This is a genomic window from Aquisalimonas sp. 2447 (assembly GCF_012044895.1).
Taxonomy (GTDB): domain Bacteria; phylum Pseudomonadota; class Gammaproteobacteria; order Nitrococcales; family Aquisalimonadaceae; genus Aquisalimonas.
Genome location: NZ_CP050695.1, coordinates 2,126,681 through 2,143,200 on the forward strand (window position 1 = coordinate 2,126,681; position 16,520 = coordinate 2,143,200).

The 16,520-nt window shown below is 66.1% G+C and carries 15 protein-coding genes; 8 read left to right on the forward strand and 7 right to left on the reverse strand.

Annotated features, from left to right (window positions below; translation table 11 throughout):
• Nucleotides 1-106: 106 nt before the first annotated feature.
• Complete coding sequence (locus tag KU884_RS10055) at nt 107-2,293, reverse strand: DNA internalization-related competence protein ComEC/Rec2 (RefSeq protein ID WP_167782522.1); 2,187 nt, start codon at nt 2,291-2,293, stop codon at nt 107-109.
• A gap of 123 nt (nt 2,294-2,416) precedes the next feature.
• Here KU884_RS10055 and KU884_RS10060 point away from each other — a divergent pair, with 123 nt between their 5' ends.
• Nucleotides 2,417-3,043 (forward strand): DUF2062 domain-containing protein, encoded by a 627-nt coding sequence (locus KU884_RS10060; protein WP_167782523.1) that lies wholly within the window; start codon nt 2,417-2,419, stop codon nt 3,041-3,043.
• Here the strand turns inward: KU884_RS10060 and lolD are convergent.
• From lolD to sfsA, 3 genes are read right to left on the reverse strand one after another with little or no spacing between them, the layout of a single operon-like run.
• The gene (gene lolD, locus KU884_RS10065; RefSeq protein ID WP_217351344.1) at nt 2,967-3,656 is read right to left on the reverse strand and encodes a lipoprotein-releasing ABC transporter ATP-binding protein LolD; all 690 of its coding nucleotides are present in this window, start codon (nt 3,654-3,656) and stop codon (nt 2,967-2,969) included. The two genes, KU884_RS10060 and lolD, sit on opposite strands and share 77 nt — an antisense overlap.
• A complete protein-coding gene (locus KU884_RS10070) occupies nt 3,649-4,899 on the reverse strand; it encodes a lipoprotein-releasing ABC transporter permease subunit (protein ID WP_167784201.1) in 1,251 nt (416 codons plus the stop codon). The genes lolD and KU884_RS10070 overlap by 8 nt, the downstream gene beginning before the upstream one ends.
• 60 nt (nt 4,900-4,959) lie before the next feature.
• The gene (sfsA, locus tag KU884_RS10075; protein WP_167782524.1) at nt 4,960-5,691 is read right to left on the reverse strand and encodes a DNA/RNA nuclease SfsA; all 732 of its coding nucleotides are present in this window, start codon (nt 5,689-5,691) and stop codon (nt 4,960-4,962) included.
• 147 nt (nt 5,692-5,838) lie between these two features.
• Between sfsA and KU884_RS18985 the strand changes: the two genes are divergently transcribed.
• The 6 genes from KU884_RS18985 (at nt 5,839) to KU884_RS10100 (ending at nt 13,603) form a co-directional block, all read left to right on the forward strand.
• Nucleotides 5,839-6,129, forward strand: coding sequence for a hypothetical protein (locus KU884_RS18985; RefSeq protein WP_254432016.1), 291 nt, complete (start codon nt 5,839-5,841; stop codon nt 6,127-6,129).
• A 7-nt stretch (nt 6,130-6,136) separates the two neighbouring features.
• Nucleotides 6,137-7,168: an agmatine/peptidylarginine deiminase gene (locus KU884_RS10080; protein ID WP_254432017.1), complete on the forward strand. Its 1,032-nt coding sequence runs from the start codon at nt 6,137-6,139 to the stop codon at nt 7,166-7,168.
• 78 nt (nt 7,169-7,246) lie between these two features.
• Nucleotides 7,247-8,140 carry a carbon-nitrogen hydrolase gene (locus KU884_RS10085; protein ID WP_167782526.1) on the forward strand — a complete coding sequence of 298 codons (894 nt, stop codon included), beginning with the start codon at nt 7,247-7,249 and terminating at the stop codon, nt 8,138-8,140.
• 41 nt (nt 8,141-8,181) lie between these two features.
• Nucleotides 8,182-9,303: a 3-deoxy-7-phosphoheptulonate synthase gene (locus KU884_RS10090; protein ID WP_167782527.1), complete on the forward strand. Its 1,122-nt coding sequence runs from the start codon at nt 8,182-8,184 to the stop codon at nt 9,301-9,303.
• A gap of 68 nt (nt 9,304-9,371) precedes the next feature.
• Nucleotides 9,372-12,797: a transcription-repair coupling factor gene (mfd, locus tag KU884_RS10095; RefSeq protein WP_254432018.1), complete on the forward strand. Its 3,426-nt coding sequence runs from the start codon at nt 9,372-9,374 to the stop codon at nt 12,795-12,797.
• 65 nt (nt 12,798-12,862) lie between these two features.
• The gene (locus KU884_RS10100) at nt 12,863-13,603 is read left to right on the forward strand and encodes a CsiV family protein (RefSeq protein ID WP_167782529.1); all 741 of its coding nucleotides are present in this window, start codon (nt 12,863-12,865) and stop codon (nt 13,601-13,603) included.
• A 19-nt stretch (nt 13,604-13,622) separates the two neighbouring features.
• Here KU884_RS10100 and KU884_RS10105 read toward each other — a convergent pair whose 3' ends face one another.
• Together KU884_RS10105 and mazG are read right to left on the reverse strand one after the other, a co-directional pair.
• Entirely contained in the window at nt 13,623-14,138 is a 516-nt protein-coding gene (locus tag KU884_RS10105; protein ID WP_167782530.1) for a hypothetical protein, read from the reverse strand.
• Between the two features lie 92 nt (nt 14,139-14,230).
• Nucleotides 14,231-15,013, reverse strand: coding sequence for a nucleoside triphosphate pyrophosphohydrolase (gene mazG / locus KU884_RS10110; protein ID WP_167784203.1), 783 nt, complete (start codon nt 15,011-15,013; stop codon nt 14,231-14,233).
• A gap of 277 nt (nt 15,014-15,290) precedes the next feature.
• Between mazG and KU884_RS10115 the strand changes: the two genes are divergently transcribed.
• Nucleotides 15,291-15,920 (forward strand): TetR/AcrR family transcriptional regulator, encoded by a 630-nt coding sequence (locus KU884_RS10115; protein WP_167782531.1) that lies wholly within the window; start codon nt 15,291-15,293, stop codon nt 15,918-15,920.
• A gap of 18 nt (nt 15,921-15,938) precedes the next feature.
• Here the strand turns inward: KU884_RS10115 and KU884_RS10120 are convergent, their stop codons facing one another.
• Nucleotides 15,939-16,388, reverse strand: coding sequence for a tetratricopeptide repeat protein (locus tag KU884_RS10120; RefSeq protein ID WP_167782532.1), 450 nt, complete (start codon nt 16,386-16,388; stop codon nt 15,939-15,941).
• Between the last annotated feature and the right edge of the window lie 132 nt (nt 16,389-16,520).

The window sequence follows — 16,520 nt, forward strand, 5'->3', positions numbered from 1 at the left end:
ATCGGCAATTGCACCGAATCCCGGGACAAGCCTGCGCCAGCCGGTAGCGCGGCGAGCCCGCATGATAAACGATTCATGGCCCCGACCGAAGGGCGCCCAGGGCACGTCACCGTCGATTCCACCAGCCGGCGTGCTGCCGGCGCGGGCTGATGTGGAGACCGTCACGGGCAACCAGTTCCACTGCCCCGTCTCGCCCGGTGATCAGCACCTCCACCCCGCGGCGTTCCAGCCGGGCAACGGTTTCCGGATGCGGCAATCCGTGGCGATTGGGGGCGTCCACGGACACGATGGCGACTTTCGGCGCCAGGGCGTCGAGCATCGCCGGGCTCACCGCATCGCGGTGGCCGGCGGCGGGCAGGACCACAGCATCCACGGGTGGCAACATATCCCACTGGATGGCCTGCCCCGGCTCGAGTCCGGTCGCCAGGAGCAGGGTTGCCGAAGGCCCCTGGATCAGTAGCAGACAGGCATCAACGGCAAGCAGTCCATCGAGGAAGCGCAGGCTCGCCTCCCACGCGCCTTGCTGCCACGTATCGCCTTGCTCACACCTGCGCCGGTCATCGCCCGCTGCGGCGCGCCATGCCCCTGCATGCAGGTAGAGGTGTTCCGCACCGCCCCGGTGTCCTGCCTGGTCCCGGGTCAGCACCAACCCGTCGGCTCCGCCTGGCGCCCGTCGAGCGAGCAGCGCGTTGACGGCATCGCCGCGACGCCCCGCATCCACCACGGCAACGCCTGCGGAGCTTTCCAGCACTGTTGCATGGCCGTGACCGACATCCAGGACGGTCGCTCGCCACTCTTCCGGAGTCCCGTGAGCATGTGTTGCGGTGAGTACGGCGGTGGCCAGGGGAAACGCAAGAAGCCGCGGGGTGATAGCGCCGGGCAGCAGGACCAGCAGACTGCAGGCCGCGAGTAGCACCCACGCTCGACCTGCTTCCGGAACTCCCGGCCGCGGCAGTCCGGCCGCTGCGTTATGCAGGGCGTCGACGAAAGCGAGAAAGAGCCACAGGACCCAGGCAGCCAGCTCCGCGACAAAAGCACCTGCTTCCGGCGCAAGCACCACCAAAGCCGACGCCAGCAGCGTCAGCGGCACCGCGAACAGGCCGACCAGGGGGATCGCGACCAGGTTGGCCACCGGCGCAAGCACCGCCGCATGCCCGAACAACGCCAGGGTCAGCGGCACAATGGCGATGCCGAGCTGCAGCTGCAGCGCAGGCCAGCGCCAGGCGTCCGGTGCACCGGGTGTTCCGCGCAGAAGCAAGCCCAGGCAGGCGACCGCGGCAAAGGACAACCAGAACCCCGATGCCAGAGGTGCCAGTGGATCAATCAGCAGCACACCGGTCAGGGCCACTACCAACAGGTACAGGGGGCGGGCAGGACGGCGGGCGGCGACCGCCAGGAGGACCACGGCCAGCATCAGCAGGGCACGCTGGGTGGGAATGGTAAACCCGGCCAGGGCGGCATAGGTGGAGGCAGTCACCAGCCCCACCACTGCCCCAGCCACCGGTGCCGGTATGCGCGCGGCGACGCCCAGCAGGCGCCAGCCCCAGGTCCCGAGTAGCAGGCCCAGGCCACCTGCAAGCCCGACGTGGAGACCGGATATCGCGACCAGATGGTTCGTGCCCGTGTGCAGCAGAGCGTCCCAGGTGCTGCTGTCCAGGAAGCGCCGGTCGCCCACGCCCAGGGCGGCCAGCATGGCTCCCGCCTGCTCGTGGTTGACCGCAGCCCGCAGTTGCCGGGACAAGCTCGCGCGGACCTGGTCCAGCCCGAGCCCGGCTTCCGCCAGACGCTGACCATCCACCACCGTACCGGTTGCGTCCAGACGTCGGGTAATCAGCCAGCGCTCCCGATCGAAACTGCCCGGGTTGAGGCGGCCATCCGGTGGACGCAGGGCAAGCTCGAGGCGCCAGTGCTCGCCCTCGGCCGGTGGCCGCGACACCCCGTACCAGATCAGCTGCGCGCGGCGCACGCCCCCGAGTTCATCGGGCTGCGGGAAGCGGACGACGAACCGTGTGTATCGCTCGCCGTGCTGCACCAGGTCGGTGACCCTGGCATTCACGGTGACGTCCCGCGGCGCCTCCAACCGGTGCTCCAGCGCCAGCGTGGCATGCAACGCGGACCAGGCCAGACCAGCGCAGACCGCCGCCGGCGCCAGCCAACGCCCCCTGACAGCCACGCCAAAGGCCACTACACCGAGCACAAGCGCCCAGAACGGTGCCTGCGGCAACGTCCTCGCCAGATGGAAGGCAATGGCACCGGCAGTGAATGCCGAGCAGATCAGCAGGGGCGCGCTCATCCTTGAGCAATCTCTTCCTGGGCTGGTCATCGTGATGCTGCCCCACGACGACATGGATTCCGGGAACCCGGGTGGTTCGAGTTATTATGGGCACATTCGTCACCGATAGCCCAGAGAGAGCACGTGCCGAGAAAGTTCTTCCGCCGCTACCTGCCCGATTCGGGAAGCGTCCGCCGCCACCAGCGCATGCAGCTGTTCGGACGGTTGCTGCACGCCCCTAACCTCTGGCACCTCAATCGCCACTCCGTGGCCGGTGGTCTCGTCATCGGTCTGTTTCTGGCCTTCATGCCCATGCCGTTCCAGATGATCCCCGCGGCGGCCCTGGCCATTCTCCTGCGAGTGAATCTGCCCATGGCGCTTGCTGGCGTGTGGGTCTCCAACCCGCTCACCATGGCACCAATGCTCTACTTCCAGTACCGGATGGGCAAGCTCCTGATGGGCGAACGCATCCGCGAGACCGGGTTCGAGCCGACGCTGCAATGGTTCTGGGCAGAGCTCACGCTGATCTGGCAACCACTGCTGCTGGGCAGCACGCTTTGCGGCATTGTGGCCGCACTGGCCGGGTACGGCTTCATTCACCTGCTCTGGCGGATCAATATCCGTCGCCACCTTCGGCGGCGCAAGGAAAAACGCGCTGCTCGCGCCGACGCCCTGCACAGGCAGGCTGCCGCCGTCAGCTCAGACGCCCGTCATCAATCCTCACCGTCCGGTCCATACGCCGCGCAAGGTCGAGATCGTGGGTCACCATGACCAGGCTGGTGCCGAAATCCCTGTTCAGCTCGCGTAGCAGACCGAACACTTCATCGGCGGTCTGCCGGTCAAGATTCCCGGTGGGCTCATCCGCCAGCACGCAGGCGGGCTCGGTGACAAGGGCTCGCGCAATGGCGGTGCGCTGACGCTCACCACCAGAGAGTTCCCCCGGCTTGTGGCCGCTACGGTGCCCCAGGCCCACCCGTTCCAGCACGCGTTCCGCAGCCTCGCGGGCTTGGTGACGATCGGCCTTGCGGATCAGCAGCGGCATTGCCACGTTTTCCACCGCCGTGAACTCCGGGAGAAGGTGGTGGAACTGGTAGATGAATCCGATGGCACGGTTGCGCAGGAATCCCCGCTCCCGCGCCCGCAGGGCGTACACCGCTTCACCCTGCACGTACACCGTGCCCTCCGTGGGCGCATCCAGACCGCCGAGAATCTGTAGCAGCGTACTCTTGCCAGAGCCGGAGCGACCGACGATGGCAAGCTGTTCGGCATGCGCCACGGTGAGCGTCACATCCTCGAGCACGCGGATGTCCTGCGGCCCCTCACGGAATACTTTGCCGACACCTTCGCACTGAATCACCGCATTGTGCATGGGGGTCTCACTCATAGCGCAAAGCCTCCGCCGGCTCCGTGCGCGCACCACGCCACGCCGGATAAATGGTGGCCAGCAGAGCCAGCACCAGCGCCACGGCCGCAATCCGGCCTACGTCCTGGGAGCGCAGATCCGATGGCAGATCACTGAGCCAGTAGATGTCGGGGGCAAGGAAGGCGATGCCCAGCAGCGACTCCAGCGCCGGCACGATGGTCTCCACGTTCAGCGCCAGCGCAACACCGCCGGCGACGCCGAGGATGGTGCCAACCACGCCGATCACCGTCCCCTGGACCATGAACACGCCCATGATCGTTCCCGGGCTCGCGCCCAGCGTGCGCAGTATGGCGATGTCACTGCGCTTGTCGTTCACCACCATGACCAGGGTGGAGACGATGTTGAATGCCGCCACGGCGATGATCAGCGTGAGAATGACAAACATGACCGTCTTCTCTGTCTGCACGGCCCGGAAGAAGCTCGCGTGCTCCTGCGTCCAGTCGCGCACGCGCAGGCCGCTGCCTTCAAGGTCCCGCCCGACTTCCCTGGCCAGCCAGGGGGCGTCCATGAGATCGCGGAACTGCAACCGGACGCCGGAAACGCCGTCTCCGAGGCGCATGATGGTCGCCGCATCGTCCATGTGCACCAGTGCAACGCCGCGGTCGTACTCGAACATGCCGACATCGAAGGTTCCCGCAACGTGAAAGCGTTTCAGCCGCGGGACAATGCCGGCCACGGTGGCACGCGCCTCCGGAGTGACCACGGTGACCCGGTCACCGGGCCGGACGCCCAGCTCCCGGGCCAGGGCCCAGCCCAGAATGATGTTGTACTCGCCGGGCTGCAGGGCGTCGGCGGCATCACCGTCAATGTGCTCCATTACCCGGGAGACATCGCCTTCCTGATCGGGCAACACGCCCCGGAGCTGACCGCCGCTGACCTGACCACCCCGGGTCATCATCACCTCGCCACTGACGTAGGGCGCAGCGCCGAGCACCTCCGGGTGCGCCCGCGCGCGCTCAACGACGCTCTCCCAGTCCTCCATGCCACCTTCGCGGGCTTCCACCGTTGCATGGGCAATCATGCCGAGGATCTTGTCGCGGAGTTCCCGCTCGAAGCCGTTCATCACCGACAACACGGTGATGAGGGCGGTCACCCCCAGGGCAATGCCCAGGATGGAGCTCAGCGAGATGAAGGACACGAACTGGTTACGCCGCTTGGCACGGGTGTAACGCAATCCGATAAACAGTTCCAGCGGACGAAACATGGTCGGTTCCTTGTACATCGACTTTCCGCAAGACCGGGACAATGTCCCGGGCACGCTTGCTCAGGCCGTCTCCGGCAACGCCGGACAGACCACCGGCAACGGCCGCTCCAGGGTGATGGTGCCGACACCCACCGTGGCACCCAGGGCATAGACCTCTACTCCGGCGGCCATGGCCGCCCTGAGCGCCCGGCCATAGGCCGGATCGATCGCATCGGCAGGCCGGACTTCCGTGACGTCATTCCGTTGCACGCAGAACACCAGCGCCGCGCGGGTGCCCCCGCGGACCACCTCCGCCAGATGGTCGAGATGGCGCTTGCCACGGCTGCTCACCGCATCCGGAAACAGCGCGATACCCTTCTCCACGGCGGCGGTGACGTTCTTGACCTCGAGATAGCAGTCCGGTTCCCGTGGATGGTCCGTCAGCAGAAAATCGAACCGGGTTCCCGTATCGGCCAGCCGCACCTCCGGCTTCATCCGCTGGTAGTCGGCAAGCGCAGGGATGTGGCCTTTCGCCACCGCTTCCCGCACCAGGGGATTGGCGCGCCCGGTATGGATGCCGACCATGACCCCGTCACCCAGCTCCACCAGTTCCCAGGTCAGCGCATACTTGCGCCCGGGTCGATCGGAGTGGCTCAGCCAGACACGGGAGCCCGGCTCGCGACAGCCCATCATCGACCCTGTATTCGGGCAGTGGCAGGTAACCATGCGCCCGTCCTCCAGGGCCACGTCGGCGAGAAAACGCTTGTAGCGTTGCTGGAGCACAGCGGGGATCAGCGGTTGCGGCAAATCCATGATTTCGGCGCGGGGGTGGCCCTGACTCCGTGGCTAAAGACTGCGGAGTCTACTAACGTTGGCCCCGGAATTGCCAGCATGGGCCTCGGTTTGTTCCGCGGACCGCCGGTGCTATGATTCCGTCAGGATCGTGACTGGAGAGAAAGGATGTCCCGGATTTGCCGCTGCCTTTTGCTTGCGGGTCTCGCCGGGTCCATTGCCATGGGCCCCGCCGCTGCCGACACGCTGCTGATCGATGCCCTCCGCGATGCCGAGCGGGAGGCCCGGGAGATGCCTCGTCATGGCGCCACCATGGATCGCGTGGAGCAGCATTTCGGGGAACCCGAGGAGCGGCGGCCGGCCGTCGGTGATCCGCCCATTACCCGTTGGGATTACGAAGGTTACAGCGTCTACTTCGAGCACGATCGCGTCCTGCGTACCGTGCAGCGCCGTCAGTAACCCGCGCGTGGACCAGGCAGTCCGGCTCCCGGCAGAGTGGGAACGCCAGGCGGCAGTCCTGTTCACCTGGCCGCGTCCGGACGGCGACTGGGGAGATGCCATTGCAGAGGCCGAGCAGGCCATGCTGGCTCTGGCAGCCACCGCTTCCCGTTACCAGCCTGTCATCATCACGGTCCCCGGGGCGGCCGCGGCCACAACTCTGCCGGACCGAATTGCCGCAGCCGGTGGCCGTGCTGAAAACATCCACTGCCATGTTGCCCCCGCTGATGATGTCTGGGCCCGGGACCACGGTCCAATCACCGTATTGGAGCCCGACGGTGAGCGACGGCTCCTGGACTTCACTTTCAACGGCTGGGGCGGCAAGCACGCCGCCGCCGCCGACAATGCACTGACGGCCCGCCTGCATCACGGCAACGCCTTCGGCGCGGCCGATTACCGGGCCCTGGATATCGTTCTCGAAGGTGGTGCCATCGACACCGACGGTGCCGGCACGCTACTCACCACCAGCCAGTGCCTGCTGCATCCCGGCCGCAATCCCGGCCGGGACCGCGCCTGGTACGAGGCGATGTTCGCGCGGGAACTCAATATTCATCGCGTGCTGTGGCTGGACCACGGCTGGCTGGTCGGCGACGACACCGACGGTCATGTGGACATGCTCGCCCGGTTCGTGGATGGCAGCACGATCGCCTACACCGTCTGTGATGATCCCGACGATCCGCACTACCGCCCCCTGCAGGACATGGCGGAGGAACTCGGGCGGCTACGGGACCGCGACGGTGCACCTTATCGCCTCGTTCCCCTGCCCTGGCCCGCCCCGGTGACATCCGTCGATGGTCGCCGTCTGCCAGCGACTTACGCAAACTTTCTCATTCTCAATGACGCCTTGCTCGTGCCCGCCTACGGCATTCCGCAGGACGAGCAGGCCCGGGCCTTGCTGGCCGACCTGTTCCCGGCCCGGGAGGCCATCAGCCTCGATGCCCGTGTGCTCATCGGGCAGGGTGGCGCCCTGCACTGCGCGGCCATGCAGATTCCCGGCTGAGGCGGCTCGCCGTTGTGGTTTTGCCGGCACCAACATTAGTACAATGCCCGCCCGTTCGGCGCCGACTCCGGAGACTCCATGGCGACTGATGGCAACTGCGTCGCAGCCCTGGTCCAGCATCAATGTGAGGACGACCCGCAGGTGAATCTGGCGCGCTCCGAGGCAGGCATTCGGGAGGGCGCTGGCCGTGGCGCGGACTTGATCCTGCTGCAGGAACTCCACCGCACGCCCTACCCTTGCCAGCAGGAGGATCCAGCGGTATTCGACCTGGCCGAGCCGGTGCCCGGCCCCACCACAGACCACCTGGGCAGGCTGGCTCTGGAACTCGGCGTAGTCATCGTCGGCTCGGTATTCGAGCGCCGCGCCGCCGGCCTGTACCACAACACGGCCGTGGTCCTGGAAACGGACGGACGGCTGGTGGGCACCTACCGCAAGATGCACATTCCGGACGATCCGGGGTACTACGAAAAATTCTACTTCGCTCCCGGTGATACCGGATTCGAGCCGGTGGATACCTCGGTGGGCCGCCTGGGGGTGCTGGTCTGCTGGGATCAGTGGTTCCCCGAGGCCGCCCGCCTGATGGCCCTGGCCGGGGCCGACATGCTGCTCTACCCTACGGCGATCGGCTGGGCCGCGGAGGACGACGCGGCGGAGCGGGAGCGCCAGCGCGACGCCTGGACAACGGTCCAGCGCGCCCACGCGGTAACCAACGGGATGCCAGTGCTGGTCTGCAACCGCTGCGGCCACGAGCCCGATCCCCAGGGTCTCGGCAGCGGCGCCCGGTTCTGGGGCAGCAGTTTCGTCGTCGGGCCGCAGGGCGAGTTCATTGCCCGCGCTGGAACCGAGGAACCGGAGGTGCTACTGGCGACGCTGGATCTGCACCGCAACGACACGGTGCGGCGCATGTGGCCGTTCCTTCGCGACCGCCGTGTGGATGCCTACGACCATCTGCTCCTGCGCTTCCGTGACTGAGCCCTCTCACACCAACCACCCGGCACCGAGGTGAGTCTGTCATGATCCTCATTCTGGAACCCGACACTGATGCCACGAGCGAGACCTACCAGCGGCTCATGGCCTACCTGGATGAACTCCAGGGCATCGACCACCGCGTGCACCAGGTCCACGGGGCCGAACAGGTGCTCACCGAGGTCTACCTCATCGGCAGCACCGCCAGCCTGGATGAGCGGGAGATGGCCAGCCTGCCGGCGGTGGAGCGGGTCATTCGCATCTCTGACGCCTACCGTATCCTCGGCCGCCACAAGGACGATCACCGGGAGGCCAGCTTTTCCTACAACGGCGTCGAGTTCAGTCAGGACAACCTCCATGTCTTTGCCGGCCTGTGCGCCGTGGACAACCGGCAGAACGTCGAGCGCATGTTCCAGGTCCTGGCCGAGCACGGGCAGACCTGCGCCCGCATGGGCGCCTACAAGCCCCGCACCAACCCGTACTCGTTCCAGGGGCACGGCGCCGACTGTCTACCCTGGGTGTTCGAACTGGCGGGGAAGTACGGCATCCGGGTGGTCGCCATGGAGATCACCCATGACCGCCAGATCGACGAGATCCAGCAGGCCCTGGAGGCCACAGGCCATCCCACCGGCGTGATGCTGCAGATCGGCACCCGCAACACCCAGAACTTCGAACTGCTCAAGTTCGCCGGCCGGCAGAGTCAGTTCCCCGTGCTGCTCAAGCGCGGCTTCGGTATCACCCTGGAGGAGTCGCTGAACGCCGCCGAGTATCTCGCCACTGAAGGCAACAGCAGCGTGGTGTTCTGCCTGCGCGGCATGAAAACCAACATGGGCGACCCGCATCGGAACTTTGTCGATTTCGCCCATGTCCCTGTGGTCAAGCGGCTCACGCGCATGCCCGTGTGCATCGACCCATCGCACTCCGTGGGCTCCAGGGCCGCCTCGCCGGATGGCCTCATGGACATGATGCACACCACCGCCCAGGGCGTGATCGCCGGTGCCAACATGGTGCTGGTGGATTTCCACCCGGAGCCGAAACGCGCCCTGGTGGACGGACCGCAGGCGCTGACACCGGATGAAATGCAGTACTTCCTTGACGACGTACGCATCGCCCGGGAGGCCTACGAGCGCCGTCGGGATCTCGCCACCGCCCACCTTGCCGGGAACTGATTCTGAGAGCGATGAACGATCAACTGCCAAGCCCCCTGTCACCGGGCGTTCCGCGGGACGGTCGCCAGATGAGCTGGACCGGCCTGCCCGGCAGCGCCCCGGCGCTGGCCCTGAGCCGGCTGCTGGAACGCCGCACGGGCCTGGTCCTGGCGGTCACGGCCACCTCTCAGGAGGCCCAGCGCCTGGAGACGGAACTGCGCTTCTATCTCGACGAAGCGACCCCGATCCTGCCCTTCCCGGACTGGGAAACCCTGCCGTACGACGTGTTCTCACCCCATCAGGACATCGTCTCCCAGCGCCTGGCAACCCTGTACCAACTCCCGGCCACCGGGCATGGCGTGCTGATCGTCCCCGTGCCGACCCTGATGCAGCGTCTGGCACCCCGCAGCTATCTGGATGCCGCCGGACTCATGGTCCAGCAGGGCGACAGGATGGATCTGGACCAGATGCGCACCCAGCTGGAACAGGCGGGCTACCGCAACGTGCCGGAAGTAATGGAACACGGCGAGTTTGCCGTCCGCGGCGCTCTGCTGGACCTGTTCCCCATGGGCAGCACCGAGCCCTACCGAATCGACCTGTTCGACAACGAAATCGATACCATCCGCACCTTTGATCCCGAGACCCAGCGCACCGTGGATCGCATTAGCGAGGTGCGGCTACTCCCGGGGCGTGAATTCCCGGTGGACGATGAGGCCATCACGCGATTCCGCAAGGGCTTCCGCGCCGCTTTTGCCGGTGATCCCACGCGCAGTCGCATCTACTGCGATGTCAGCGACGGTGTGATGCCCAACGGCATCGAGTACTACCTGCCGCTGTTCTTTGAGGAAACCGCCACACTGTTCGACTACCTGCCGGACAGGACCCTCCTGTACTTGGAGTCGGATGCGCTGGTGGGCGTGGACGAGTACTGGGGCGAGATACACACCCGCTTCGAACAGCGCGGACACGACCGTGACCGCCCGCTGCTGCCCCCGGAACAGCTGTTTCTGGAACCTGAACACCTCAGTTCCCGACTGCAGGCCCTGACCGGCGTGCGGGTCGAGCAGGAGAGCGAGGACGAACTGCGCCGCGGACCGGCGCCCGGGCGCACCCGCCACGCCGGTCGCCCCCTGCCCGGGCTGACGGTGCACGAGCGCAGCGACGAACCGGACCGGCAGACCATTGATCGATTCATCACCGGCTTCGATGGCCGCTGTCTGTTCGTTGCCGAAACCGCCGGACACCGGGAAACGCTGCTGGAGTCGCTGCAGCGCCAGGGCATCCATCCGCGCACGGTAACTGGTTGGCGCGAGTTCCTGGATGGCGACACGCCTGTGGCCATGACCGTGGCCGCGCTTGACCGCGGCCTGATTCTGGACGATCCCGGACTGGCGGTGATCCCCGAAGCAGCCCTGTTCGGGGACCGCGCGCAGCAGCGCCGACGGCGACGGCAGCAGGAGCGCGACCCCTCACTGATCATCAAGGATCTCAATGACCTGAGCATTGGTGCTCCAGTGGTTCATGAGGATCACGGTGTCGGCCGCTACATGGGGCTCCAGCGCCTGGATGTCGGCGATTTCCCCACCGAATTCCTGACCCTGGAATACGCCGGCGGCGACAAGCTCTATGTGCCCGTGTCGTCCCTGCATCTGATTAGCCGCTACACCGGTGCCGAGGAGTCCCAGGCACCACTGCATCGCCTCGGCGGCGAGCAGTGGGAGAAGGCCCGGCGCAAGGCCGCGGAGAAGGCCCGCGACGTGGCCGCGGAACTGCTGGATGTCTATGCCCGGCGGGCGGCACGCAGTGGTCAGTCCCTGAGCAGCGAACCGGACGAGTACGCACGCTTTGCCGAAGCGTTTCCCTTCGAAGAGACACCGGACCAGCAGGATGCCATTGACGCTGTGTTGGCGGACCTCGCCTCGGATCAGCCCATGGACCGCGTGGTCTGCGGCGACGTGGGTTTCGGCAAGACCGAGGTGGCTATGCGCGCAGCCTTTGTCGCGGTACAGGCCGGACAGCAGGTGGCCATGCTGGTACCCACCACCCTGCTCGCCCAGCAGCACTACCAGACCTTCCGCGACCGCTTCGCGGACTGGCCGGTGCGCATCGGCGTGCTGTCGCGGTTCAACAGTGCCCGGGAGATGAAGGAAACCCAGGCGGCGCTGGCCGACGGCACCCTGGATATCGTCATCGGCACCCATCGGATGCTGCAGAACGGCGTCGAGGCAAAACAACTGGGTCTGGTGATTGTCGACGAGGAGCACCGCTTCGGCGTGCGTCACAAGGAGAAGCTCAAGCAGCTCCGCGCCGAGGTGGATCTGCTCACCCTCACGGCAACACCGATACCCCGGACACTGAATATGTCGCTTTCCGGGCTGCGGGAGCTCTCCATCATTGCCACACCGCCGGCGCGGCGCCTGGCCGTGAAAACCTTCGTCAACGAGTGGAACGACACCCTGATCCAGGAGGCCTGCCTGCGCGAGATCAAGCGCGGCGGCCAGGTCTATTTCCTGCACAACGATGTGGACACCATCGCCCGCACCGCTGAATACCTGGAGGACATGGTTCCCCAGGCCCGGGTGGGCGTTGCCCACGGCCAGATGCCGGAGCGGGACCTGGAGCGGGTCATGCTGGACTTCTACCATCAGCGCTACAACGTGCTGGTGTGCACCACCATCATCGAGTCCGGCATCGACATTCCCAATGCCAACACCATCATCATGAACCGCGCTGACCGCTTCGGTCTCGCCCAGTTGCACCAGCTCCGCGGCCGGGTCGGGCGCTCCCATCACCGCGCGTACGCCTACCTGATCGCCCCTCCGCGCAAGGCCATGACGGCGGATGCGGGCAAGCGTCTGGATGCCCTGGCCGCCCACGAGGATCTGGGCGTCGGCTTTACCCTCGCCAGCCACGACCTGGAGATCCGCGGCGCCGGGGAACTGCTCGGCAGCGGCCAGAGCGGGCAGATGGCCGAAGTGGGCTTCAGTATGTACAACGATTTGCTGGAACGGGCGGTGAAGGCGCTGAAGAGCGGCAGGGAACCCGCCCTTGATCGCCCCATGCACCACGGCGCCGAGGTGGACCTGCGCCTGCCGGCCCTTATTCCCGAGGACTACCTGCCCGATGTTCACGCCCGCCTGGTGCTGTACAAGCGCATTGCCAACGCCCAGAGCGAGGAGGCGCTCAAGGACCTGCAAGTGGAAATGATCGACCGTTTCGGCCTGCTGCCGGAGCCCACGCGGAATCTGTTCCGGGTGACGTCACTGAAGCTGCGGGCCGAAGCCTTCGGCATCGTGCGGGTGGAAGCCGGCGTGGACAACGGCACCATCGTGTTCGGCGACGAAGCCCTGGTGGATCCGGGCGCACTGGTGGAGCTGATCCAGAAGCAGCCGCAGCGTTATCGCCTTGAAGGGCAGCATCGTCTCAGGGTGTTCCAGGAGATGCCGGGGCACGAGGAGCGCTTCACCGTCATGGAGGACCTCCTGGGGCGGCTGCGCGTGCGTGACGCCGCCTGACCACAGTGGCGGCACGGCGGCGCAACGGGCACACTGGAACAAATCGGAACGCCTGGAGTCATTCGATGCATCGTAATCTGCAACGGCGGTTTGCCGGTGCTGCAGCGCTTAGCCTGGCCTTTACCATGGTGCTGGCGCCGGCATCGGTGGGCGCGGATACCGACCTCTACCGGGTCGAAGTCATCATCTTCACCCAGGAGGGTGACGACCCCGACAGCCCGGAACGCTGGCCCGTGAGACCGGATCCGGTGGCATTCCAGGAGTATGCCGAACTGCGGGAGGACGCCAGCCCCGGAGAAACGGCGTTCCGCCATCTGGACGGAGCCGATCTGGAACTGCGTGCAACCGCACGCCGGCTGGACGATGCCAGCGGCTACCAGGTCCTGGAACACCTTGCCTGGGTACAGCCAGGCGTCGAACGGGAACGGGCAGCCGCCGTTGCCATCCCTCCCGGGCAAAGTCCGGCACCGGATCCCGCCGAGGACAACGGTGCACCGGAACTGGCCGCGGCCATGGACGAGGAACTGGACGACAGCCTCGAGCTCGCGCCGCGGCCACCCGAGGGCCTGTCCGGGGGAATCAGGGTCGCCCGCGAGCGGTTCCTGCACGTGCAAACGGATCTCCGCTGGCTGGAAGCCGGCGATGACCAGCCCGAACCCCGGGCGGCCCTTGCCAGCGTTGCACTGGAGGATCCCGAACCGGTGGTGGTCATGCAGGAGCGTCGTCGCATGCGCAGCGACGAACTTCATTACCTGGACCACCCGCGCCTGGGGTTACTGATCCGCGTGAAACCCGTCGAAGACTAGGGAAACGCATAACAATTCCCTAGAAATGCCAGCGGGCGGTGACGCCGCCCTCGTGCAACAGATCGTCCGGAACGCTCCAGTACTGGGTCTGGGCGTCCGCCAGCAGGTCCAGTCTCTCAGTGAGCCGCAGACCAAGGCCGAAGCCGAAGACCAGGCGCCCCTGGGTCCGGCTGCGCACGTCGTTATCCAGGTGCCTGACCACCCCGCCCAGGCGCACACGGTGAAACACCCGCTCGGTAACGAAGGTGTTCAGCGCCAGATAGGCACCGCCCTGGCGCAGGTCGGCTTCGGCCCGTTCGCCATCCGCGCGCCGCGATAAAGGATCCGTGGTCGCCGTCAGGTCGAACTCCAGGGCTATACTGGACCGTGGCGTCTCCGTGTGGCGGTACGGCAGCTTCCAGCCAAGCAACAGCGACCCGCCGTAGCCTTCCTGCAGCCCCTCGAGCTTCATCACTCGCGCCCCGGCACCCAGGTACCAGTTGCTTTGCGCAGCGCTTTCGGCGTGCACCTGCCCGGGCAACCAAGCAAGGGCCATCGCCAATACCGTCACCTGCAGTGACGCCCGAAAACCGGCGCGGCGAGCCCTTGCCGTGGGAGAGAGTCCTTGGTCATGTCGCTCATTCCCGGTCATTCATCGTCTCCCCGTTCGCGACGCTTGGCCTGTTCCCAGGCAACTTGCTTGTCTGCCATGTCGGCTCCGGAAAAGTCCACTCCCGCCGATCTCATGGCCTGTTCCATGTCCCGGAAACGGCGTTCGAACTTGGCGTTGGCAACGCGCAGTGCACGCTCGGGGTCAATACCCAGGTGCCGGCCAAGATTGGCACAGGCGAACAGCAGGTCGCCGAACTCTTCCTCCTGCTCACGGATGGTGTCCGCCTGACGGGCCTCCTCGAGTTCGGCGAGTTCCTCGCGGACCTTCGCGATCACGCCGTCCGCCGAGGGCCAGTCGAAACCCACACGGGCAGCCCGCCGGGTGAGTTTGGCGGCCCGGGTCAGCCCGGGAAGCGTGGTCGGCACATGCGCCAGGGTCGAGGGATCGCTGTCGTCACGCTGACGCCGCTCCTCGGCCTTGAGTGCTTCCCAGGACGGCGCACTCCCCTGCCCGCCGGTCTGTTCACCGAACACGTGCGGATGGCGCCGTACCATCTTGTCGTGAATGCCACGGGCGACATCGTCGAAATCAAAGGCGCCCTGTTCCATGGCCATCTGCGCATGGAAGACCACCTGGAACAGCAGGTCCCCGAGTTCGTCGCGGAGGTCTGTCATGTCCTCCCGCTGGATCGCGTCTGCGACTTCGTAGGCTTCCTCGAGGGTGTAGGGCGCAATGGAGTGGAAATCCTGCGCCACGTCCCAGGGACATCCCTTTTCCGGATCCCGGAGGCTCGCCATCAGGAACAGCAGATCCTGCATCGCGCTCACGCGGAACTCCTCGCTGTCGGATTACGGCGAACACGTTACCACAGGCGACCTTCACCGCTCGCGGGGAGGGTGACCACGTCAACGTGAACATTGAGTCATGTATCAAGCCCGTTTACCCTGAAGGTACAGCTGGCGCGTATGGGGCGGGTTTGACAGCGATCACCGGCTTCCATACCGTTCCGGACCGTTAACAGGCGACTGAAATGGCCATCCTGGCCCGTCCCGGCAGCCTGTCAGGGACCCGTAAACAACACCAGGGGACGTTGCATTGGCAAGGACAACACGCAAGCCCGTAACGGCGCGAGGCGAACAGACACGCCAGAAGCTACTGGCGGCCGCCGAATCGGAATTCGGCGAAAAGGGATTTCACTCGGCCTCGGTCAGCAGCATCACCCGGCGCGCCGGCGTGGCCCAGGGGACGTTCTACATCTACTACGATTCCAAGGAGGAGATCCTCCGCGAACTGGTCCGGTTCATGAACCGTAAGCTACGTCACACCCTGACCCGCGCCACCCACGGCATTACCGATCGCGTGGAGATCGAGCGCGTCGGCCTGGAAGCGTTCCTGCGCTTCGCCATGGAAGACAAGAACCTCTACCGCGTGGTGCTGGAATCGCAGTTCATCGACGAATCCATCTACCGCGAATACTACGAGCAGATGGCGCGGGTCTACACGCTACGGCTGGAGAAGGCGCAGAAAGAAGGCCAGATCCGCCCCGGATCGGCCTATGGCCAGGCGTGGGCGCTCATGGGTATGGCATCGTTCCTGGGGCTGCGCTACCCCGTCTGGGAGGGCACCATGCCACCGGATGACGTCATGGAGGCTGCGCTGGCATTCATTCGCGGTGGCCTGGTGCCGGAAAACGCCCCTCGCCCGCTGGCTGGACAACCCGGCTGACCACGCCACCGGCGTGCGTCAAGGGAGGTCCGGGCACGGGATCTCGATATCCGGATTACGCACGACCTGCGCCAGCAGGCAGCTCAGGTAGACGTCCGTGGCACGCGTGCTGGCGCTCTCGGGCATGTCATCCCGGGCTTCGGTGAGCAATTCAGCGCCCCGGCGCATGTGAACCAGGCCCAGGTTGTAGCGCGCCTCCTGGTATTCCGGGTCATGCTCCAGGGCATTGACGAAAGCCTGGCGCGCTGCCTCCAGCTCACCGTCGGCAGCGGCAAAGTTGCCCAGCTGAAACCACGCTCGCGGACGCTCCGGATCCAGCGCCACCAGTTCCTCGTAGGCCTGTCGTGCTGCCGCATCATCGGCGGCGGCCTCGGCTTCCAGGGCCTCCTGATTGAGCGCAAGCGCACGTTGACGGTCGTCCTGCTCCGGCGTCGCGCAGCCGGCCACCAGAAGCGCTGCGAGGAGCATGACGCCCCCCGTATGCCTGCCGGTGCTCGTGCTTTCCATGGCAAACCTCTGCTTGTGCTGTATCATTGCGGCTGATTCCACCGTGGGCCGGAGCGGCAACGCGGTGGGAAATGCCTGGCCCCGTTGCCGGGC